Here is a 20409-nt window from a genome sequence, read left to right as displayed (position 1 = left end):
TGCCTAGACTTGGCGCACACGTCGTGACGACACCCGTGGACACACCAGGAGGACCGGTGCCACTCTCCGAAGAGGAGCTGCGACTGCTCGAGCAGATGGAGCGCGCCCTCGTCGAGGAGGACCCCAAGTTCGCCTCCACCCTGCGCGGCACCACGTTGCGCACCACGGCCCGCCGGCGCGCGATCCTGGCGGGCTTCGTCTTCGCCGTCGGCATCACCCTGCTCTTCGTCGGCGTGCTCACCGTCTGGTGGGTCGGCATCGCCGGCTTCGTGCTGATGCTGGCCTCCGCCACCCTCGGGCTCAGCACCGTCCGCAGCCGCCAGGCCGCCGGCGCCGACCCCCGCGGTGGTGCCACTGCCCACCCCTCGGGCCTGACCTCCATCGACGGCGGCCGACGCACCCGCCGCTCCCGCGGCCGCTCCTCCGGCCCCCGCGCCCCGTTCATGGAGCGCATGGAGACCCGCTGGCGTCGCCGCCGCGAGAACGGCTACTGAGCCCCACCCCTCCCGGCCCGGCTCCGGCCCCCCGATCCCGCACCACCCCCGACCCGTCGTCCCCTCCGGACGACGGGTCGTTCGTCTCCCACGCCGACCCGTCGCACATGTACGACGGGTCACCGCGGAATCAACGCTGACCCGTCGCATCGTGGCGACGGGTCACCGCGGAATCGACGCCGACCCGTCGCATCGTGGCGACGGGTCACCGCGGAATCAATGCTGACCCGTCGCATCGTGGCGACGGGTCAGCGTGGACGGCGGGTCAGAGGACCTCGGAGCGGGTGCCGACGAGCTCGGGCTCGGGGGTGTCGGGGCGGTCGTCGTCGAGGTCGGTGACGCGGCGGCGCCAGAAGGCCGAGACGGGGAGCCAGGTGGCGCGGCGTCGCAGGCGGGGGGTCGCGCCCGCCGAGAGGGCCGCGACGCAGAGCAGGACGTCGTCGCGCAGGGCTCCGGGTGCGACGACGTGGCGGCGCGCGAAGCGGAGCCGCTCGACGTGACCGGTGATCCGGTCGAGCGCGGCGGCGGCCTCCGGGGCCTGGTCGGGACCCCGGGCGGGGCGCAGGTCGTCGTCGCCGATCCGGCCGAACCAGCCGGCCACGACGTCGCGGGTCTCGCGCGGCGACCGGCCCTCGGGCCAGGCCAGGCGGAGGTCGACCGCGGTCGCCCGCAGCTCCTCCCACGCTGACTCGGGTCCGCCGGCGAGGCGGCGCTCGCGCTGGCGGCGTCGCAGGGTGCGGGGGAGCAGCACCAGCAGCACCAGCAGGACCAGGACGCCGACCACCGCGAGCACGGTGAGCCACGGGAAGCCGGAGCCCTCGGTGCCGGCGCCGGCGGTCTCCTCGGGGGCCTCGGGCGCGGCGGACGGGACGGCGGGGTCCGGGCGGTTGGTGGGGCGCGGCTCCAGCGTCGGGACCGATGTCGGGGCAGACGTGGGGTCCGGGCCGGCGATCTCGGCGCCGGCGTAGCCGGGTTGCGGGTCGGCACGCTCGCCGTCGGACGGCGTCGGGTCGAAGAGCACCCAGCCGGCCTGGGGGAAGTAGAGCTCGACCCAGGCGTGCAGGTCGTGGGCCTTGTAGACGTGGACGTCGCCGTCGGACTCGCTGGGCGCGAGGAACCCGACGGCCACCCGGGCGGGGATGCCGAGCTGGCGAGCCATCACGCCCATCGCCGCGGCGTACTGCTCGCAGTAGCCGGTGCGCCCGTTCTCGGCGTCGGGGTCGAGGAAGTCGGCCAGGTCGCCGGACCCGACCTCGTCGTTCAGCTCGTCGGGGAGGGCGTAGGTGAACCCGCCCGTCTCGCGGAAGAACTGGTTGAGCAGCACCGCCGCCTCGAAGTCGGTGGTGGCGGCCTCGGTCGCCTCCCGGGCCGTCTGCTCGATGATCGGCGGCAGGTCGTCGGGCAGCTCGGTCAGCTCCTCGGGCGCCGCGGACGGCGCGGTGTCCAGCCGGAGCAGCCCCTCCTGGTCGTACGACGGGAGGGCGGCCGTCATCCGGTACTCGAGCCCGGCGGTCGTCAGGCCGTCGTCGCTGGCCAGGAAGTCCATCGTGGCCTCGTCGAAGCGCCAGTCGCCCTGGGCCACGATCTCGGTGATCGGCGCCTGGGTGGGGAGCCAGCGCGACCGGAACTCGTCCTCGACGTCGACCTCGTAGAGGACCTCCTCGAGGTCGACCAGCGCCGGGTCGACGCCCACCGGCGCCGGCACCGGCCCCTGGGCGAGGTTGGACGTCGGCACGCTGCGGTCGCCCGCGCTCCACGCGTTGTCGTTGAACCGGTTGAGCACCGAGATGCGCAGGTGGTCGGGCCGGGGGTCGTCGGTGCGCAGCGTGATCAGGTCGACGTTCTCGCCCCGCACCAGGTCCTGGCGCAGGTCGACCATCGGGTTGGTGACCTCGATGTCGCCGTCGCCGTCCCCGCCCGGGCCGACGTCGAAGACCGAGAGGCTGAACGTCGGCACCGCGAGCGGCAGCACGATCGCGGCGGCGGTGGCGATCGTGCCGACCACGATGGCGCTGGTGCGCACCGAGTCGCTGAGCCGGCGGACGGGTGCGGTGTTGCCGTCGAGGGAGCGGCCCCACCGCGAGAGGTGCTCCTGCTCCTGCAGGAACAGCAGCAGCAGGAACCCGGTGGCGGTGGCGGCGAAGACCCACCACGACAGCCCGCGGTCGATGAGGCTGATCGGCACGCTGTAGACGGTGAGCAGGGGGAGCCCGGCGAGCGGGACCCGACGCAGGGTCGCGGCGAACAGGTCGATGACGACGATGGCGAGGAACCCGCCCAGCACCAGCAGCGGCTGCACGGAGACGGCCTCGGTCGACGGCACGGGGGCGGCGTACTCGTTGGCGGCGTCACCCGCCGCCGACAGCGCGTCCCAGAACCCGCTGCCGGGGTAGGGCCGGTCGCCGATGACCTGGCAGACGACGACGCCGCCGATGAGCAGCTGGGCCGCGACCACCACGACCCCGGGGAGCCGGCGCCAGCGCGCGAACGCGCCGGTGGCCGCGACGACCACGCCGATCATCAGCAGGGCGGCGAGGTACTGCGAGGGCACCAGCGTGAACCCGCGCCAGGACCACAGGGCGGCCCACGCCGTCGCCGCCGCGCACATCGAGAACCGCAGGTGGGCCGGGAGCCCGCCCCGGTCGTCGCGCCGCTGGGTCGTCATCGGGCCACCGCCGGGGGTCGCGGGTCTCCGGCACCGTTGCTCGCGGGTACGACGGCCGGGCCGCCGGAGCCGCGACGCGACGACGCGCGGCCGAGGTCCTCCCAGACCGACTCGAGCCGGTCGCGCGGTCCGAGGCTCACCGCCCGCCACCCCGACCGGGCCAGGAACGGCGCGCTGCCGCCGGTGCCGGCGTGCGGACCGGTCCAGGCGTCGACGTCGAGCGCGATCGCCATCGCGGCGGAGGTGTGGTGCACGATCCGCCGCAGCGCCGGGGCGTCGGCCGGCTCGACCGAGCCGAGGACCGCGACGGTGAGGCCGCCCTGGGCCTGCTCGCCCATCCAGGACGTGTCGAGCCGGTCGCGGGTGTCGAGCTGGACGACGGCCAGGGCCTCGAGCAGCGCGCGGACGTTGAGGTCGGAGTCGCGCAGGTGCCACTGGCCGTTGCCGCCGCCGCTGGCGCCGTCCTCCCCGGAGGCGGTGACCAACCGCACCTGGAAGCCGCGGTGGCTCAGGTGCACCGCCACCGACGCCGCGGCCGAGACGGCCGCCTCGAGCGACGACGCGATGCCCTGGCCGCGGTGCACCCGCATCCGGTTGTCGAGCAGGATCGTGGCGCGCGACTGCCACGGCTGCTCCTCGCGGCGGACCATCAGCTCACCGGTACGGGCCGAGCTGGGCCAGTGGACGCGGCGGAGGTCGTCGCCCTGGCGGTAGTCGCGGACGGTGACGTCCTCGGCCGACCCCATCGCGAAGGCGCGCGGACGGTTGTCGCCCGAGCCGGTCCAGCCCCCGCCGAGCGGGATCGGCGACAGCGGCACGGTGCGCGGGGTGACGATCATGGGCACCGTCATCCGGAACGCGCGACCGAGCTCGACCAGCCCGAAGGCGTCGCCGACCCGCACGGTCATCGGGCCGATCTCGAAGCGGCCGCGCACGTCGGAGCGGACCTGGTAGGACACCTGTCGGCGCCATCCGTGGCCGATGCCGTCTAGCACGAACCGCGGCCGGGTGCCGAGCACGTAGGGCACGTGGTCCTCGAGCAGCAGCACGCCGCTGGGCGTGCGGCCCTCGTTGGTGAGCGCGAGGTTGACCCGGGCGGGCTGCCCGGCGGTGACCAGCTGCGGGGTCACGGTGCGCACCAGCGCGAGGCGGTAGCGGGACCGCCCGAGCACCAGGGCGGTGGCCAGCGGGAGGACGACGACCAGCACGCCGACCCGGGTCAGCGCAGGCTGCCCGAGCAGCACCGCGCACACGATCGCGGTGATCCCAGCGGCCAGGAACGCCCGTCCGCGGACGGTCAGTCCGGCGAGTGCCTCACGCACGGTGCTGCGGGTCGGCCAGGCCTGCCGGGCCCGCCGGGCCCGTCGGCCCGGCAGGGGCGGGCGGGGTGGCCGAGCGGGGCGGGCTCGGCACCGGGACGCCGGCCAGGATCGACTCGAGGACCGAGGCCGTGGTCCGCCCGCTCATCGTCGCCTCCACGCTCGGCAGCAGCCGGTGCGCCAGCACGGAGGTGGCGAGCAGCTGGACGTCGTCGGGCACGACGTAGTCGCGGCCCTCGATCGCGGCGTGCGCCTTGGCGGCGCGGACCAGGTGGAGGGTGGCGCGCGGGGAGGCGCCGAGGACGAGGTCGTCGCTGCGCCGGGTCGCGCCGGTGAGCGCGACGACGTACTGCTGGATGGCGGGGGAGACGTAGACCTGGTTGACGATGCTGCTGAGCTTGCGGATCTCGCCGGCGTCGGTGACGGCCTCGAGGTCGTCGAGCGGTCGGGCGTAGGTGTGGCTGTTGAGCATCGCGATCTCGGCCGCCTCGACGGGGTAGCCGACCGAGACCCGCGCCATGAAGCGGTCGCGCTGGGCCTCGGGCAGGGCGTAGGTGCCCTCCATCTCGATCGGGTTCTGGGTGGCGATCACCATGAACGGCGTCTCGAGCTGGTACGTCGTGTTGTCGACGGTGACCTGCCGCTCCTCCATGCACTCCAGCAGCGCCGACTGCGTCTTGGGCGAGGCGCGGTTGATCTCGTCGCCGACGACGATGTTGGCGAACACACCGCCGGGGCGGAACTCGAACTCGCGGGTGTTCTGGTTGAACACCGAGACCCCGGTCACGTCGGACGGCAGCAGGTCGGGCGTGAACTGGATGCGGCGCACCGAGCAGTCGATGCTGCGCGCCAGCGCCTTGCTCAGCATGGTCTTGCCGACGCCCGGGACGTCCTCGATGAGCAGGTGTCCCTCGGCCAGCAGCACCACGAGCGCGGCCTGGACGACGTCGGGCTTGCCCTCGATCACCTTCTCGATGTTGTGGCGGACCGCTCCCACCACCCGCGCCACGGTCTCGAGGTCGGCCGCTCCGGCGCTCGCTGTCTCCACGTCTTCGAGGTCCTTCCTGACCCGATGTGCACCGGCGTGCACCTGCTGCGCTCCTAACCGTAAAGCGTGGCCGCAACATTCGCCGCCGCGCGGCCGGCTCCGAGTCGCTCGGCCTGCCGTTGCCGCGCGATCGAACGGCAACGACACCTCTGCCGGACGCCGATCTGCCGTTCCCGTTCGATCGCGCCGCAACGACGCCGGCCGGGGAGCCCAGGTGGGGGATCGGGAGCGAATGTGGTTGACGGTGGGGGAAAGTGGCGTACTGTGGAGGAAAGTGGAGCAAGCGAGCGGTGCGGTGGGGCGGAATGGCTGAAGTGGCCGGGTCGGCGGAGACAGGAGGTGCCCGATGCGTTTCATGGGCACCTTCCGACCCAAGCTCGACGAGAAGGGCCGCCTCTTCCTGCCGGCCAAGTTCCGCGAGCGCCTCGCCGAGGGGGTCGTGGTGACCCAGGGGCAGGAGAACTGCCTCTACGTCTGGCCGCCCGAGGTCTTCGACGTGGAGGCCGACAAGGCCGCCGAGCGGTCGATGACCGACAAGGCCGCCCGCGGCTACCAGCGGATGTTCTTCGCAGGCGGTGACGAGGTGGTGCCCGACAAGCAGGGCCGGGTCTCCATCGCGGCGGCGCTGCGCGACTACGCCGGGCTCGAGAAGGACGTCGTGGTCATCGGCGTCCGCAACCGCCTCGAGATCTGGAACCCCACCGCCTGGGAGGCCTACCAGGCCGCCGAGATCCAGAAGTACGCCGCCCTCGACGAGGGCGACTGACCGCCCGCTCCACCCCGCCCCACCAGCCGCCCCACCCCGCTCCACCACAACTGCACACCGGATCCGTAGGACGAGGTCTCCACCCGCTCCTGCACGCAGCCGTCTGGGGCACCTTCCCCGGTTCCAGAAGGCCGCGCTTCCCCAAGCCCTCCTCGGAGGTGGCGGGAGCGGGGGAGACCTGGCCCTGCGGATCCACCAGCACCACCGGCACCACCAGCAGCACCTCCACGTCCCACCACCGTCATCACACATCTGGGGTCGAACCGATGAGCACCGCACCCACCGCCCGCGACAGCGTGGTGACGCCCGGCCCGCGCCGGGTCCGTCACCAGGCCCGCGACGCCGCGGTGCTGATGTCGTTCTCGCTCGGGACGTCCCTGCTGCTCGCGGCGGCCTTCCTGCTGCTGGCCGGGCTGGGACGCTGAGGTGAGCCGCCCCCAGCACGACCCGGTGCTCCTCGACCGGGTCGTGGCCCTCCTGCGGCCCGCGCTCGACCGGGACGGCGCCGTCCTGGTCGACGCCACCCTCGGCCTCGGCGGCCACGCCGAGGCCCTGCTCGCCCGGTGCGGGCTGGCGCGCGTCGTCGGGATCGACCGCGACCCGCAGGCGCTCGACCTGGCGCGCGAGCGGCTGGCGCCGTACGGCGACCGGTTCACCGGCGTGCAGGCCGTCTACGACGAGCTGCCCGACGTGCTGGTCGACCTCGGCCTGGCCGAGGTCGACGGGGTGCTGTTCGACCTCGGGGTGTCCTCGATGCAGCTCGACGTGCCCGACCGGGGGTTCGCCTACTCCGTCGACGCGCCGCTCGACATGCGCATGGACGGCGGCGCCGGCGACGGGCCGACCGCCGCCGACGTCCTCAACACCTACAGCGCCGCCGAGCTGACCCGCGTGCTGCGCGACTACGGCGAGGAGAAGTTCGCCCGCAAGATCGCCGGCGCGGTCGTCCGCCGCCGCGAGACCACGCCGTTCACGACCAGCGGGCCCCTCGTCGAGCTGCTGTACGCCGAGATCCCGGCGCCGGCGCGCCGCACCGGCGGCCACCCGGCCAAGCGCACCTTCCAGGCCCTGCGGATGGAGGTCAACGACGAGCTCGCCGTGCTGCGCCGGGCGCTGCCGGCCGCGATCGACGCGATCTCGGTGGGCGGTCGCGTGGTCGTGGAGTCCTACCACTCCCTCGAGGACCGGTTGGTCAAGCAGGCCTTCGTGGCCGCGACGACCAGCGACGTGCCGCCCGACCTGCCGTTCGTGCCCGAGGGCAGCGAGCCCGCCCTCCGCCTGGTCACCCGCGGCGCCGAGAAGGCCGACGCTGCCGAGGCCGCCCTCAACCCCCGCGCCGCCTCGGTCCGCCTGCGGGCCCTCGAGCGCACCCGTCCCCGTGACCGACCCACCCACCACCGACCCGGACGAGGAGCCGCCTGATGAGCAGCACCGCCCCCCAGCGCCGCACGCGGCTCGCGCCCCACCTCACCAGCGCCGCCGTGGGCCGGGCCCGGCTCGCCGTGGTCCCGCGCCTGCGCAGCCGGGCACCCCGCGTGCCGTTCGTGATGCTGATCAGCCTGCTGCTGCTCGCCGGCGTCGTCGGGCTGCTGCTGTTCAACACCTCGATGCAGCAGGCGTCGTTCACCGCCGCCCGCCTCGAGGACGAGGCCGCCACCCTCACCGCCCGCGAGCAGGCGCTGCGCACCGAGATCGAGGAGCTTCGCAACCCGACCCGGATCGCGAAGGAGGCCTGCGACCTGGGCATGGTCGTCGGCCCGCCCGCGGCGTTCGTCGACCTCGCCACCGGCGCCCTCTCCGGCAAGCCCAGCGCCGCCGAGCCGGGTACGCCGGGCACGTGCACCGCGCCCGCGCCGGGGCAGTCGAAGGCCACCCGGTAGTGGCCACCCGGCACCCCGCCCGCCGCCCCACCCGGCGCCCGGCGCAGCGGCAGACCCGCCGTACGACGCGCACCACCCGCAGCACCCGCCCTGCCCGCCCTGCCCGCCCCACCCGGCGGCCGACGGCGCGCCGCGGCGCGGCGGCGGTCCGGCTCAACATCGGGTTCGTCGTCATCGCGATGGTGATCTCGCTGTTCGCGGCCCGGCTGGTGCAGCTGCAGGGCGTCGACCCCAACCGGTACGCCGCGATGGCGGCCGCCGAGGGCGAGGTCAGCGTGGTGCTACCCGCCGAGCGCGGCGACATCCTCGACCGCAACGGCGAGCCGCTCGCCGACTCGATCGACGGGCTGATGGTCGTCGCCGACCCGCAGCTGACCGCCGAGGACGCCCCCGACCTGGCGGGCTACCTGTCCCGGCAGCTCGACCTCGACTACTTCACCACCCTGCGCCGGCTGCGGATGCCCGACAGCCGCTTCCAGTTCATCGACCGCCAGGTGCCGGCCGCCCGGGCCCGCGAGGTCGTCGACGGGGCCAAGGAGCGCGGCTACGTCGGTCTCTTCACCCGTGACGACCCGGTGCGGGTCTACCCCTCGCGCGAGCTCGGCGCCAACGTCGTCGGGTTCCTCGGCACCCCGCGCAAGAGTGGCAAGGCCCGCCCGCTCGCCGGCCTCGAGACGGCGTTCGACTCCTACCTCTCCGGGCACGACGGCGAGGCCCGCTACCAGGTGGGCATGGGCGGCAGCCAGATCCCGCTCGGCGACAACACCGTCGACGAGGCCCGCGACGGCGCCACCTTGACCACCACGCTCGACCGCGACCTGCAGTGGTACTGCCAGCAGGTCCTGGAGGACACCGTGCGCAAGGCGCGCGGCGACTCGGGGGTCGCGACCGTGATGGACAGCCGCACCGGCGAGGTGCTGTGCATGGCCGACTACCCGACGTACGACGCCGCCCGCCCCGACCTGTCGCCCGAGAGCCTCTACGCCTCCCGCGCCCTGACCGACCCCTACGAGCCGGGGTCGGTCCAGAAGGCCCTCACGATGGCCGCGCTGATCGACGCCGGCGAGGTGACGACCCGCACCAAGTTCGAGGTGCCCCCGGTGCTGCTGCGCCAGGACCGGCCGATCCACGACTACTTCGAGCACCCCACGCTGCGACTGACCCTGGCCGGGATCCTGTCCAAGTCGTCCAACATCGGCACCGTGATGGCCGCCGACCAGTTCGAGCCCGGCGAGCTGCGCTCCTACCTCACCGAGTTCGGGCTGGGGTCGCGCACCGACGTCGGCCTCGGCGGCGAGAGTGCCGGCATCCTGCCCGACGGCAGCATGTGGACCAGCCAGACGGCCGACCGCATCGCCTTCGGCCAGGCCGTCTCGGTCAACGCCCTCCAGATGGCCGCGGCGATCAACACGATCGCCAACGGCGGCGAGCGCGTCGACCCCAGCCTGGTGCGCGGGACCGCCACCCTCGACGACGGCACCGAGGTCGGTACCGACGTCGCCACCCGACGTCGCGTCGTCAGCGAGGACGCCGCCCGCCAGACCGCGGAGATGATGGAGCGGGTGATCGACCCCGACGCCGGCGTCGCGCCGGGCGCCGCGGTGCCCGGCTACCGGGTCGCCGGCAAGACCGGCACCGCCCAGCGGGCCGTCGACGGGGTCTACGACGGGTCGTTCTCGGTCTCCTTCGCCGGGTTCGCCCCGGCCGACGACCCGCGCTTCACGGCGTACGTCGTGGTGCACAACCCGCGCAACGGCGGCGGCGGCGGCTCGGTGGCCGGCCCGGCGTTCTCCAAGGTGATGGGCTACGCCCTGCGTCGCTACGCCGTCCCGCCGACCGGCACCCCACCCTCGCGGCTGCCCATCACGTGGTGATGGACCAGGATGGGGCGCCGATGAGCACCCCTCCCACCGCCCGCCCGACCGCCCCGGCCGCCACGCCCCTGCCCGACCTGGCGGGGCTGTTGCCGCGTGCCCGCACGGTGGGGGACGCCACGGGGGTCGTGGTCACCGGCGTCAGCCTGTCGTCGCAGCGGGTCGAGCCCGGCGACCTGTACGCCGCGCTCCCCGGCGCCCGCGCCCACGGTGCCGCCTACGCCGACGCGGCCGTCGCAGCGGGCGCCGTCGCGGTGCTCACCGACGAGGCGGGCCTCGAGCGGATCGGCGACCCCGCCGGGCTCGGCGTGCCGGTGGTGGTGGTCGCCGAGCCGCGGTGGGTCCTCGGTGACCTGGCGGCACGCGTGCACGGCGACCCCGCGACCTCCATGCGGATGATCGGCGTCACCGGCACCCAGGGCAAGACCACCACGACCCGGCTGGCCGAGGCCGGGCTGCAGGGCTCGGGCACCCGCGCGGCCGTGGTCGGCACCGTCGGCACCCGGATCGCGGGGGTCGACGTCGCGACCTCGCTGACCACGCCGGAGGCCCCCGACCTGCACGCGCTGTTCGCCGTCATGCGCGAGCAGCGGATCGAGGCCTGCGCGATGGAGGTCTCCAGCCACGCGCTGGTGATGGGCCGGGTCGACGGCGTGGTGTTCGACGTCGCGGTGTTCCTCAACCTCGGGCGCGACCACCTCGACTTCCACGACGACGTCGAGGACTACTACCGCGCCAAGGCCTCGCTGTTCACGCCGGCGCGGGCCCGCCTCGCCCTGGTCAACCTCGACGACGAGCACGGTCGCCGGCTCGCGGGGGAGACGACCCTGCCGGTGCGGACCTTTGCGCTGCACGACCCCGACGCCGACTGGCGGGCGGTCGACGTGCGGCTCGAGCGCGAGGGGTCGCGCTTCACCGTCACCGGGCCCGGCGGGGTGCGGGTGGCGGCCGGCGTACCGCTCCCGGGTGACTTCAACGTCGCCAACGCGCTGGCCGCCGTCGCGTCGGCCGCCGAGGCGGGGTTCGACCCCGGCGCCGTGGCGGCGGCGCTCGCTGCGTCGTCCGGGGTGCCCGGGCGGCTCGAGCGGGTCGAGGCCGGCCAGGACTTCCTCGTCGTCGTCGACTACGCCCACAAGCCCGACGCGGTCGAGGCCGCGCTCACGACCCTGCGCCCGCTCGCGGACGCGGCCGGCGGCCGGCTGGTCGTCGTCCTGGGTGCCGGCGGCGAGCGCGACCCCGGCAAGCGCCCGATCATGGGCGAGATCGCCGCCCGGCTCGCCGACCTGCTCGTCGTCACCGACGACAACCCCCGCTCAGAGGACCCCGCCGCCATCCGCGCCGCCGTGCTCGCGGGCGTCGTCGACGGCGAGGCGGTCGAGGTGGGCGGCCGGCGCGCCGCCCTCGAGCACGCCCTCGGCCTCGCGCGAAGCGGTGACGTCGTGCTGGTCGCCGGCAAGGGCCACGAGACCGGCCAGGAGGTGCACGGCGTCGTGCACGACTTCGACGACCGGGTCGTCGTCCGAGAGGTCCTGGAGGCCCGTCGGTGATCGACCTGCGTCTGAGCGAGATCGCCGCCCTGCTCGGCGGGGAGCTGCACGGTGACGACGTGTCCGTCGACGGGTCGGCCTACGTCGACAGCCGGACCCCCGTGCCCGGCGGGCTGTTCGTCGCGATCGCGGGCGAGCACGTCGACGGGCACCGGTACGCCGCCGGCGCGCACGCCGTCCTCGGCACCCGCCCCACCGACGCCCCGACCGTGGTCGTCGACGACGCGACCGTCGCGCTGGGGCGCCTGGCGCGCACCGTCGTCGACCGGCTCGGGATCCCGGTCCTCGCGGTGACCGGCTCGCAGGGCAAGACCGGTACCAAGGACCTGCTGGCGCACCTGCTCGGCCCGACCGCCGTGGCCACCCGCGCCAACAACAACAACGAGCTCGGCGTCCCCCTCACCGTGCTGCGCGCCGACGCCTCGACGACCCACCTGGTGCTCGAGATGGGTGCCCGCGGCGTCGGCCACCTGGCCTACCTGTGCGAGATCGCGCCGCCCACCGTGTCGGCCGTGCTCAACGTCGGCACGGCGCACGTCGGCGAGTTCGGCGGTGTCGAGGCCATCGCGGCGGCCAAGGGCGAGCTCGTCGAGGCCCTCGACGACCACGGCACCGCCGTGCTCAACGCCGACGACCCCCGGGTCGCGGCGATGTCGACCCGCACCCGCGGCCGGGTGCTCACCTTCGGGGTCGAGGGCGACGTGCGCTGGCGCGACCTGTCCCTCGACGCCCTCGGCCGGCCGTCGTTCGCGCTGGGCCACGCCGGGTCGTGGGTCGGGGTCACGCTGCGGCAGACCGGGGCGCACCAGGTCGCCAACGCCGCGGCCGCGACGGCCATGGCCCTCGCGGTCGGCGTCCCCCTCGAGGGGGCCGCCGGGCGCCTCGCGACCGCCGAGGCCGCCTCGCCGTGGCGGATGGAGCTGCACGAGCGCGACGACGGGCTGCTCGTCCTCAACGACGCCTACAACGCCAACCCCGCCTCGATGCACGCCGCGCTCGACGCCGTCCGCGCCCTCGGCCGCGACCGGCCCGGCCGCACCATCGCGGTGCTCGGCGAGATGCGCGAGCTCGGCCCCGAGCACGACGCCGGCCACCGCGAGGTCGGCGAGGCGACCGCTACCGACGGCGGGGTCGACGTCGTCGTGGTCGTCGGTGAGGCCGCCCGCGGCATCGCCGACGGCGCGCGGGCCGCAGGCATCGCCGACGTGGTCGTCACGGCGGGGCGCGACGAGGCGCTGGACCACGTGCGGAAGAATGCGCTCGCCGGGGACGTCGTCCTCGTCAAGGCCTCCCGCGCCGCCGGGCTCGAGGTGCTGGCCACCGCCCTGCTCGAACCACCCGCGGAAGGAGACGAGCTGCGATGAGAGCGATCCTGCTCGGTGGCGGCCTCGCCCTCCTCCTCTCGTTGCTCGGCACCCGCGTCGCGATCCGGCAGTTCACCAAGCTCGGCTACGGCCAGGAGATCCGCGACGACGGGCCGACGTCCCACCACACCAAGCGGGGCACCCCGACCATGGGCGGGGTCGCGATCATCGGCGCGACGGTCGCCGGCTACTTCGCCGCCAAGCTGATCACCTTCACCGCCCCGTCGGCCTCGGGCCTGCTGCTGATCTTCCTGCTGGTCGGCTGCGGCCTGGTCGGCTTCCTCGACGACTTCATCAAGATCTACAAGCAGCGCAGCCTGGGCCTGCGCAGCAAGGCCAAGATCGTCGGCCAGACGCTGGTCGCGGTCACGTTCGGCGTCCTGGCGCTGCTGCCGTGGCTCGAGGACGAGAGCGGCCGCACCCCGGGCAGCCAGAAGATCTCGTTCCTGCGTGAGATCGACTGGCTCGCCCTGCCGGCCGTCGTGGCGGTGGTGCTGATCTGGCTGATCGTCACCGGCACCAGCAACGCGGTCAACCTCTCCGACGGCCTCGACGGGCTGGCCACCGGCGCCTGCGTGATGGTCTTCGGCGCCTACATGCTGGTGAACATCTGGCAGAGCTCGCAGTCGTGCCAGAACAGCCCCGGCCCGCAGTGCTACGACGTCCGCGACCCCCTCGACCTGGCCATCATCGCCGCGGCGCTGACCGGCGCCTGCTTCGGCTTCCTGTGGTGGAACGCCTCCCCGGCCGCGATCTTCATGGGCGACACCGGCTCGCTCGGTCTCGGCGGCGCCCTGGCCGGCTTCGCGGTGCTCACCCGCACCGAGCTGCTGCTGATCATCCTGGGCGGGCTGTTCGTCGTCATCACGCTGTCGTCGATGATCCAGACGACCGTCTTCAAGGCCAGCCGCAGCAGCGCGCTGTTCCGCACCGTCTTCCGGGTCCAACCGCGGCACCGCGTCTTCCGGATGGCGCCCCTCCACCACCACTTCGAGATGCTCGGCTGGGAGCAGGTCACCGTGGTCATCCGCTTCTGGATCATCACCGGCCTCTTCGTCGCCACCGGCCTGGGCGTCTTCTACGCCGAGTGGGTGGCCCGCCTGTGAGCGGCGCGGTGGTGCTGTCGGGGTTGTCGTTCCCGCGCGATCGAACGGCAATGGCAGTTCCTGGGCCGGCGGATGTGTCGTTCCCGCGCGATCGAACGGCAATGGCAGGTCGGGGGTCGGCGGATGTGTCGTTCCCGCGCGATCGAACGGCAATGGCAGTTCCTGGGACCGCAGATCTGTCGTTCCCGCGCGATCGCGCGACAACGGCAACCCGCACATGAGCACCCCCGACATCAGCACCCTCGGCCGCGAGACGCCCTGGGACGGCGTCCGGGCGACGGTGCTCGGGTTCGGGGTCAGCGGGTTCGCGGCGGCCGACAACCTCACCCACCTCGGCGCCAGCGTGACCGCGCTGGCCGACCGGGCCACCGCGGCGCAGCTGGAGAAGGCCGAGCTGCTCGAGGTGCTGGGCGCGCGGGTCGACATCCACGAGGGCGCCACGCAGGTGCTGCCCGACGACGTCGACCTCGTGATCACCTCCCCGGGCTTCCGGCCCGACAGCCCGCTGCTGGCCCAGGCCGAGGCGCGCGGCGTCCCGGTGTGGGGTGAGGTCGAGCTGGCCTGGCGGCTCCGCGCGCCGGGTCCCGACGGCCGGCCCGCGCCGTGGCTGTGCATCACGGGCACCAACGGCAAGACCACGACCACCCAGATGCTCGACGCCATCCTGCGTGCCGCGGGCCTGCGCAGCGTGGCGGCCGGCAACGTCGGCCTGCCGATCGTCGAGGCCGTGATGGACCCGGCGCCGTACGACGTCTTCGCGGTCGAGCTGTCCAGCTTCCAGCTGCACTACACGCGCAGCACGAGCCCGCAGGCCGCCGTGGTGCTCAACCTCGCCGAGGACCACCTCGACTGGTACGCCGGGGAGTGGGTCGAGCGCGCCGGGCACGACTCCGGCATGGCGGCGTACGCCGCCGACAAGGGCCGGGTCTACCAGCAGGTCCAGCGCGCCTGCGTCTACAACGCCGCCGACCCGGCCACCGAGGCGCTCGTGCGCGAGGCGGACGTGGTCGAGGGCGCCCGCGCGGTCGGCTTCACCCTCGGCATGCCGGGGGTCGGGATGCTCGGCGTGGTCGAGGACCTCCTCGTCGACCGCGCGTTCATCGAGGAGCGCGCCACCAGCGCGGCCGAGCTCTGCACGCTCGCCGACCTCGCCCCCGACGGCGGGGAGCCGGCTCCCCACGTGGTCGCCAACGCCCTCGCCGCGGCCGCCCTCGCCCGGGCGCACGGCGTGAGCCAGGCGGCGGTGCGCGACGGCCTGCTCGGGTTCCGGCTCGACGGTCACCGGATCGCGGTCGTGGCGTCCCGCGACGGCGTCACCTGGGTCGACGACTCCAAGGCCACCAACCCGCACGCCGCCCAGTCGTCGCTGCAGGCCTACGACCCGGTCGTCTGGGTCGCCGGCGGCCTGGCCAAGGGCGCGGCGTTCGACGAGCTGGTGCGGTCGGTCGCCTCGCGGCTGCGCGGCGTCGTCCTCCTGGGACGCGACCGGGCGGTCCTCGCCGAGGCGCTTTCGCGACACGCGCCCGATGTGCCGGTGATCGTGATCGACGCGCCCGACACTGGGTCTGCTTCAACGATCGAGGGCGGACCCGACCTGATGCGCCGGGTCGTCGAGGCGGCCGCAGCGCTGGCCGTCGCCGGCGACACGGTGCTCCTGGCCCCCGGGTGCGCCTCGCAGGACCAGTTCACCGACTACGCCGCACGGGGAGACCTGTTCGCCGCAGCGGTGCGCGGCACCTCTTCCCCCTAGCACCGAGCCGCCGAGGAGTACCCGGGTGACGACTGCTACCCCCGAACGCTCCCTCCGGCTCCCACGGCCGCCCCGGCTCACGCGGCTCCGCCCGTCCACGACCGTCGCCCGGCCGGGCTCCTGGGTCGCCTCGGTGCGCGAGGCGCTCGACCGCCCGCTCACGACGTACTACCTGCTGCTCAGCTCGGCGGGACTGCTGCTCACCATCGGGCTGGTGATGGTGCTCAGCTCGTCGAGCGTCTTCTCGTTCCGCGCCACCGGCGACTCCTACACGATCGTGCGGCGCCAGCTGCTGTGGGTCGTGGTCGGTCTCGCCGGCGCGTTCGCCGCCAGCCGGGTGAGCACCCGATGGGTCCGCGGCCTGGCCTACCCGGCGTTCGCCCTCTCGCTCGTGCTGCTCGCCGCGACGGCCGTCCTCGGCGTCGAGGTCAACGGCAACCAGAACTGGCTCGCGCTCGGCCCCGTCCAGATCCAGCCCTCCGAGATCGCCAAGCTGTCGATGATCGTGTGGGCGGCCAACATCTACGCCAACAAGGAGCGGCGGCTCCACCGGCTGCACCACATCGTGGTGCCGGTGGTGCCGGGCCTGTTCCTGGCCGTGACCCTGGTGGTCGTCGGGCGCGACCTCGGGACGGCGCTCGTGCTCGCCGCCATCCTCGTCGGGATGCTGTGGGTGGTCGGGGCACCGGCCCGGCTGTTCGTGATCGCCTCGATGGTCCTCGGCGTCATCGCCCTCGCCCTGGCCGCCACCGACACCGAGCGGCTGGCCCGCATCACCACGTTCGTCGACCCCTTCCAGGACTTCCACGGCACCGGCTGGCAGCCGGCCCACGGCCTCTACGCGATGTCGTCGGGCGGCGTGTTCGGCCAGGGCATCGGCGCCAGCCAGCAGAAGTGGGGTGCGCTGCCCGAGGCCCACACCGACTTCATCTTCGCCGTGCTCGGCGAGGAGCTCGGCCTGGTCGGCACCCTGCTGGTGATCTCGCTGTTCCTCACCATCGCCTTCTCGGCGCTGCGGATCGCCCGGCACACCGACGACCCGTTCGTCCGCTACGCCTCCTTCGGCATCGTCGTGTGGCTGATCGGCCAGATGATGATCAACGTCGGCATGGTGCTGGCCCTGCTGCCCGTCATCGGCATCCCGCTGCCGCTGATCTCCTACGGCGGCTCGAGCCTGCTGCCCACCCTCGCCGCGCTCGGCCTGCTCGTCGGGTTCGCCCGACGCGAGCCCGCGGCGGCCCGGGCGCTGGCGCAGCGCAAGCGACTCCGGTCCGCGGGCCTGTCCGCCCGCCGGTAACGTCGGCTCCCTCATGCGCGTCCTTCTCGCCGGCGGCGGCACCGCCGGCCACACCTCGCCCCTGCTCGCCACCGCCGACGCCCTGCGCCGGCTCGACCCCGACGTCGCGATCACCTGCCTCGGCACGCCGCGCGGCGTCGAGACGCGCGTCGTGCCCGAGGCCGGCTACCCGCTCGAGCTGATCGCGCCGGTGCCCCTGCCCCGCAAGCCCAACGCCGACTTCTTCCGGGTGCCCGGGCGGTTGCGCGGGGCGGTCAACGAGACCCTCGCGGTCCTCGACCGGGTGCGTCCCGACGTCGTCGTCGGCTACGGCGGCTACGTCTCGATGCCGGCGTACGTCGCCGCCCGCCGCCGCCGGATCCCGCTCGTCGTCCACGAGCAGAACACCGTGCCCGGGCTCGCCAACAAGGCCGGCGCCCGGGTCGCGTCCCGCGTGGCGGTGAGCTTCCCCGACACCAGGCTGCCCCGGGCCGAGTACGTCGGCCTGCCGATCCGCCGGATGATCTCCCAGCTCGACCGGGCCGCGCTGCGCGCCGAGGCGCTCGACTTCTTCGGCCTCGACGCCGACCGGCCCACGCTCGTGGTCACCGGCGGCTCCCAGGGCGCGCGACGGCTCAACCAGGCGGTGTCCGGCGCCGCCCGGGCGCTCGGCGACGCCGGCGTCCAGGTGCTGCACGTCGTCGGGCCCAAGGGGGAGGCCTCCCCGGAGCCCACCGGCACGCCCTACGTCGTCGTCCCCTACGTCGACCGGATGGACTACGCGCTCGCCGCCGCCGACCTGATGGTCTGCCGCGCGGGGGCCAGCAGCGTCGTCGAGGCCGCGTCGTCGGGCATCCCCGCGATCTTCGTGCCGCTGCCGATCGGCAACGGCGAGCAGCGGCGCAACGCCGCGTCGGTCGTCGAGGCGGGCGGGGCGCTGCTGGTCGACGACGCCGACCTCACCAGCGCGTGGGTCGCTGCCACCGTGCCGGCCCTGGCCACCGACGCCGACCGCCTGGCCGCGATGGGCGCCGCGGCGGCCGGGCTGGTCCCGCGTGACGCCGACGACCGGCTGGCCGCGATCATCGCCGAGGAGTCGCGCCGGTGAGGGTGCCGGTCCCCGAGACGATCCAGCCCGTCGACCAGCTTGGACGGGTGCACTTCGTCGGCATCGGGGGCGCCGCGCTGTCCGGCATCGCCCGGATCATGCTCGCCCGCGGGGTCGCCGTCAGCGGCAGCGACGGCACCGACTCACCGACCCTCGAGACGCTCCGCGGGCTCGGCGCCACCGTCCACCTCGGCCACGACGCCGCCCACGTCCGCGACGCCGACACCGTCGTGGTCTCCACCGCGATCGGCGACGACAACCCCGAGTACGTCGAGTCCGTGCGCCGCGGGCTGACCGTGCTGCCGCGCTCGGCCGCGCTCGCCGCCGTGATGGCCGACCGGCGCGTGGTCGCGGTCGCCGGCACCCACGGCAAGACCACCACCACCTCGCTGCTCACCGTCGCGCTCCAGGCCGCCGGCGCCGACCCGTCGTACGCCATCGGCGGCGACCTCGCCGCCACCGGCGTCAACGCCGCCGTGGGCGCCGGCGAGGTGTTCGTGGCCGAGGCCGACGAGAGCGACGGCGCGTTCCTGGTCTACGACGTCCACGCGGCGATCGTCACCAACGTCGACGCCGACCACCTCGACCAGTGGGGCACGCCCGAGGCCTACGCCGCCGCGTTCGACGAGTTCGCCGACCGGATCGACCCCGAGGGGTTCCTGGTGTGCTGCGTCGACGACGCCGGGGCGGCCGCGCTGGCCGAGCGGCAGCGTGCGGCGGGCCGGCGGGTCCTCACCGTCTCGGCCGCCGACGCCACGGCTCTCGACGGCGTCACGCTCTGGGCGCCGGGCGACCACTACCGCGCCGACGCGCTGGCGGCGCTCGCGGCCGGCGAGGCGCTCGGCCACGGCCGCGCCGACCTGGTGCGGGGGATCGCCTCCTACACCGGCACCCGCCGGCGGATGGAGCGCAAGGGCGAGGCCGCCGGCGTCCGGGTCTACGACAGCTACGCCCACCACCCCACCGAGATCGACGGCGACCTGCAGTCGGCGCGCGAGCTCGCGGGGGAGGGGCGGCTGGTCGTCGCGTTCCAGCCCCACCTGGTCTCGCGCACCCGGATCTTCGGCGCCGCGATGGGCCGGGCGCTGGGCGCCGCCGACGAGGTCGTCGTCCTCGACCTCTACCTCGCCCGCGAGGCCGCCGATCCCGCCGTCACCTCGGCGCTGGTCGCCGACGCCGTACCGCTGCCCGCCGGGCGCGTGGCCCGCGCCTCCCTCGACGACGCCGCCGCGGCCCTGGTCGGGCGGGCGCGGCCCGGCGACCTCGTGCTGACGCTCGGCGCGGGCACCGTGACCCAGGTGGGGCCGCGCGTCCTCGACCTGCTGCGCGGCGCCGGTGGCTAGGCGCGCGGTCGAGGAGCGCAGCCGCCGCCGGTTCGCCCGACGGCAGTGGGCGCGGCGCTGGCTGACCCTGCGCTACGTCGTCGGCGCCGTGGTCGCGGTGGTGCTCCTGGTCGGCGGCATCTACGCCGTCTACTTCTCCGACGCCCTGTCGGTGCACGAGGTCGAGGTGGTCGGGGCCCGCACGATCTCGGCCGCCGAGGTCGAGGACGCCGCCGACGTCCCCACCGGCGGGCCGCTGGCCCGCCTCGACCTGGTCGCGATCGAGCGGCGGGTGGCCGCCAAGCTCGCGGTGGTCCGCTCCGTCGAGGTCACCCGCCAGTGGCCCGACAGCGTGCTGGTCACCATCCAGGAGCGCGACCCGGTGGCGGTCATCGAGCGCGGCGGCCAGTTCAGCGCCGTCGACGCCGAGGGCGCGGTCTTCGGGTCCTACCAGCGCGCCCCCACGGGCCTCCCCCGGATCGAGGCGCCCGACAGCTCGGTCATCACCGACCCCGACGTGCTGCGGGAGGCGGTGACCGTGGCGGCCGCCCTGCCGCGCGAGGTCGCGGCGCTCGTGGACCACCTCGAGGTCGGCAGCATCGACCAGATCGACCTGGCGCTGCGCGGCGACCGGCTCGTGCACTGGGGGAGCGCGGAGTCCTCGGAGCAGAAGGCCGACGTCCTGCTCGCCCTGCTCCAGCGCGACGCCCGGGTCTACGACGTCTCGGTGCCCGGGGCGCCCACCACCAGCTGACGCCGGACGCCGCCGGCCGTCGGCCCACGCGCCGCCGGACCCGTCGGCGTGTCTGCGCCGAACCGGGCGGCGCCGTGCCTACTGTTCTGACCACGGCGAGGTTGACATAACTATAACCCTCAGGTTGAGGGTCACA

17 protein-coding genes are annotated in these 20409 nt (G+C 74.5%); 14 read left to right on the top strand and 3 right to left on the bottom strand.

Annotated features, from left to right (window positions below; translation table 11 throughout):
* The first annotated feature begins 56 nt into the window (after nt 1-56).
* Complete coding sequence (locus AC4MBH_RS05670; protein WP_491793374.1) at nt 57-494, top strand: SCO2097 family morphological protein; 438 nt, start codon at nt 57-59, stop codon at nt 492-494.
* A gap of 265 nt (nt 495-759) precedes the next feature.
* On the opposite strand, the gene AC4MBH_RS05665 is transcribed toward AC4MBH_RS05670, so the two are convergent.
* From AC4MBH_RS05665 to AC4MBH_RS05655, 3 genes are read right to left on the bottom strand one after another with little or no spacing between them, the layout of a single operon-like run.
* Nucleotides 760-3159 carry a transglutaminase TgpA family protein gene (locus AC4MBH_RS05665; RefSeq protein WP_491793373.1) on the bottom strand — a complete coding sequence of 800 codons (2400 nt, stop codon included), beginning with the start codon at nt 3157-3159 and terminating at the stop codon, nt 760-762.
* Complete coding sequence (locus AC4MBH_RS05660) at nt 3156-4481, bottom strand: DUF58 domain-containing protein (protein ID WP_491793372.1); 1326 nt, start codon at nt 4479-4481, stop codon at nt 3156-3158. The genes AC4MBH_RS05665 and AC4MBH_RS05660 overlap by 4 nt, the downstream gene beginning before the upstream one ends.
* Complete coding sequence (locus tag AC4MBH_RS05655; protein WP_491793371.1) at nt 4474-5526, bottom strand: AAA family ATPase; 1053 nt, start codon at nt 5524-5526, stop codon at nt 4474-4476. The genes AC4MBH_RS05660 and AC4MBH_RS05655 overlap by 8 nt, the downstream gene beginning before the upstream one ends.
* A gap of 346 nt (nt 5527-5872) precedes the next feature.
* Here AC4MBH_RS05655 and mraZ point away from each other — a divergent pair, with 346 nt between their 5' ends.
* From mraZ to AC4MBH_RS05590, 13 genes are all read left to right on the top strand, one after another.
* Nucleotides 5873-6292, top strand: coding sequence for a division/cell wall cluster transcriptional repressor MraZ (gene mraZ / locus AC4MBH_RS05650; RefSeq protein WP_491793370.1), 420 nt, complete (start codon nt 5873-5875; stop codon nt 6290-6292).
* Between the two features lie 266 nt (nt 6293-6558).
* A complete protein-coding gene (locus AC4MBH_RS05645) occupies nt 6559-6717 on the top strand; it encodes a hypothetical protein (protein WP_491793369.1) in 159 nt (52 codons plus the stop codon).
* A 1-nt stretch (nt 6718) separates the two neighbouring features.
* A complete protein-coding gene (gene rsmH, locus AC4MBH_RS05640; protein ID WP_491793368.1) occupies nt 6719-7714 on the top strand; it encodes a 16S rRNA (cytosine(1402)-N(4))-methyltransferase RsmH in 996 nt (331 codons plus the stop codon).
* Nucleotides 7714-8172, top strand: a complete 459-nt coding sequence (ftsL, locus tag AC4MBH_RS05635) for a cell division protein FtsL (RefSeq protein ID WP_491793367.1) — start codon at nt 7714-7716, stop codon at nt 8170-8172. Before rsmH ends, ftsL begins: the two co-directional genes overlap by 1 nt.
* Complete coding sequence (locus AC4MBH_RS05630; protein ID WP_491793366.1) at nt 8172-10046, top strand: peptidoglycan D,D-transpeptidase FtsI family protein; 1875 nt, start codon at nt 8172-8174, stop codon at nt 10044-10046. Before ftsL ends, AC4MBH_RS05630 begins: the two co-directional genes overlap by 1 nt.
* Nucleotides 10047-10066: 20 nt before the next feature.
* Entirely contained in the window at nt 10067-11593 is a 1527-nt protein-coding gene (locus tag AC4MBH_RS05625) for a UDP-N-acetylmuramoyl-L-alanyl-D-glutamate--2,6-diaminopimelate ligase (protein WP_491793365.1), read from the top strand.
* Nucleotides 11590-12957: a UDP-N-acetylmuramoyl-tripeptide--D-alanyl-D-alanine ligase gene (locus tag AC4MBH_RS05620; RefSeq protein WP_491793364.1), complete on the top strand. Its 1368-nt coding sequence runs from the start codon at nt 11590-11592 to the stop codon at nt 12955-12957. Before AC4MBH_RS05625 ends, AC4MBH_RS05620 begins: the two co-directional genes overlap by 4 nt.
* Nucleotides 12954-14063, top strand: a complete 1110-nt coding sequence (mraY, locus tag AC4MBH_RS05615; protein WP_491793363.1) for a phospho-N-acetylmuramoyl-pentapeptide-transferase — start codon at nt 12954-12956, stop codon at nt 14061-14063. The genes AC4MBH_RS05620 and mraY overlap by 4 nt, the downstream gene beginning before the upstream one ends.
* Before the next feature lie 217 nt (nt 14064-14280).
* Entirely contained in the window at nt 14281-15813 is a 1533-nt protein-coding gene (gene murD / locus AC4MBH_RS05610) for a UDP-N-acetylmuramoyl-L-alanine--D-glutamate ligase (RefSeq protein ID WP_491793362.1), read from the top strand.
* A gap of 25 nt (nt 15814-15838) precedes the next feature.
* Nucleotides 15839-17110 carry a putative lipid II flippase FtsW gene (gene ftsW, locus AC4MBH_RS05605; RefSeq protein ID WP_491793361.1) on the top strand — a complete coding sequence of 424 codons (1272 nt, stop codon included), beginning with the start codon at nt 15839-15841 and terminating at the stop codon, nt 17108-17110.
* Nucleotides 17111-17123: 13 nt separating this feature from the next.
* On the top strand, nt 17124-18197 hold the full coding sequence (gene murG, locus AC4MBH_RS05600) for an undecaprenyldiphospho-muramoylpentapeptide beta-N-acetylglucosaminyltransferase (protein ID WP_491793360.1): 1074 nt from the start codon (nt 17124-17126) through the stop codon (nt 18195-18197).
* Nucleotides 18194-19540 carry a UDP-N-acetylmuramate--L-alanine ligase gene (gene murC / locus AC4MBH_RS05595; RefSeq protein ID WP_491793359.1) on the top strand — a complete coding sequence of 449 codons (1347 nt, stop codon included), beginning with the start codon at nt 18194-18196 and terminating at the stop codon, nt 19538-19540. The genes murG and murC overlap by 4 nt, the downstream gene beginning before the upstream one ends.
* The gene (locus AC4MBH_RS05590) at nt 19533-20273 is read left to right on the top strand and encodes a cell division protein FtsQ/DivIB (RefSeq protein WP_491793358.1); all 741 of its coding nucleotides are present in this window, start codon (nt 19533-19535) and stop codon (nt 20271-20273) included. The genes murC and AC4MBH_RS05590 overlap by 8 nt, the downstream gene beginning before the upstream one ends.
* The last annotated feature ends 136 nt before the right edge of the window (nt 20274-20409 follow it).

Source organism: Nocardioides sp. WJ219 (assembly GCF_058559815.1).
The sequence above is the reverse complement of the archived record's forward strand: the minus strand, read 5'-3'. Positions and strand labels throughout refer to the sequence as shown.

What these genes read in the sequence shown, in the direction of transcription:
- AC4MBH_RS05665 (WP_491793373.1), bottom strand. Translation starts at nt 3,159, where the DNA reads ATGACGACCCAGCGGCGCGACGACCGGGGCGGGCTCCCGGCCCACCTG.
- murG (WP_491793360.1), top strand. Translation starts at nt 17,124, where the DNA reads ATGCGCGTCCTTCTCGCCGGCGGCGGCACCGCCGGCCACACCTCGCCC.
- murD (WP_491793362.1), top strand. Translation starts at nt 14,281, where the DNA reads ATGAGCACCCCCGACATCAGCACCCTCGGCCGCGAGACGCCCTGGGAC.
- AC4MBH_RS05625 (WP_491793365.1), top strand. Translation starts at nt 10,067, where the DNA reads ATGAGCACCCCTCCCACCGCCCGCCCGACCGCCCCGGCCGCCACGCCC.
- mraZ (WP_491793370.1), top strand. Translation starts at nt 5,873, where the DNA reads ATGCGTTTCATGGGCACCTTCCGACCCAAGCTCGACGAGAAGGGCCGC.
- mraY (WP_491793363.1), top strand. Translation starts at nt 12,954, where the DNA reads ATGAGAGCGATCCTGCTCGGTGGCGGCCTCGCCCTCCTCCTCTCGTTG.
- ftsL (WP_491793367.1), top strand. Translation starts at nt 7,714, where the DNA reads ATGAGCAGCACCGCCCCCCAGCGCCGCACGCGGCTCGCGCCCCACCTC.
- AC4MBH_RS05645 (WP_491793369.1), top strand. Translation starts at nt 6,559, where the DNA reads ATGAGCACCGCACCCACCGCCCGCGACAGCGTGGTGACGCCCGGCCCG.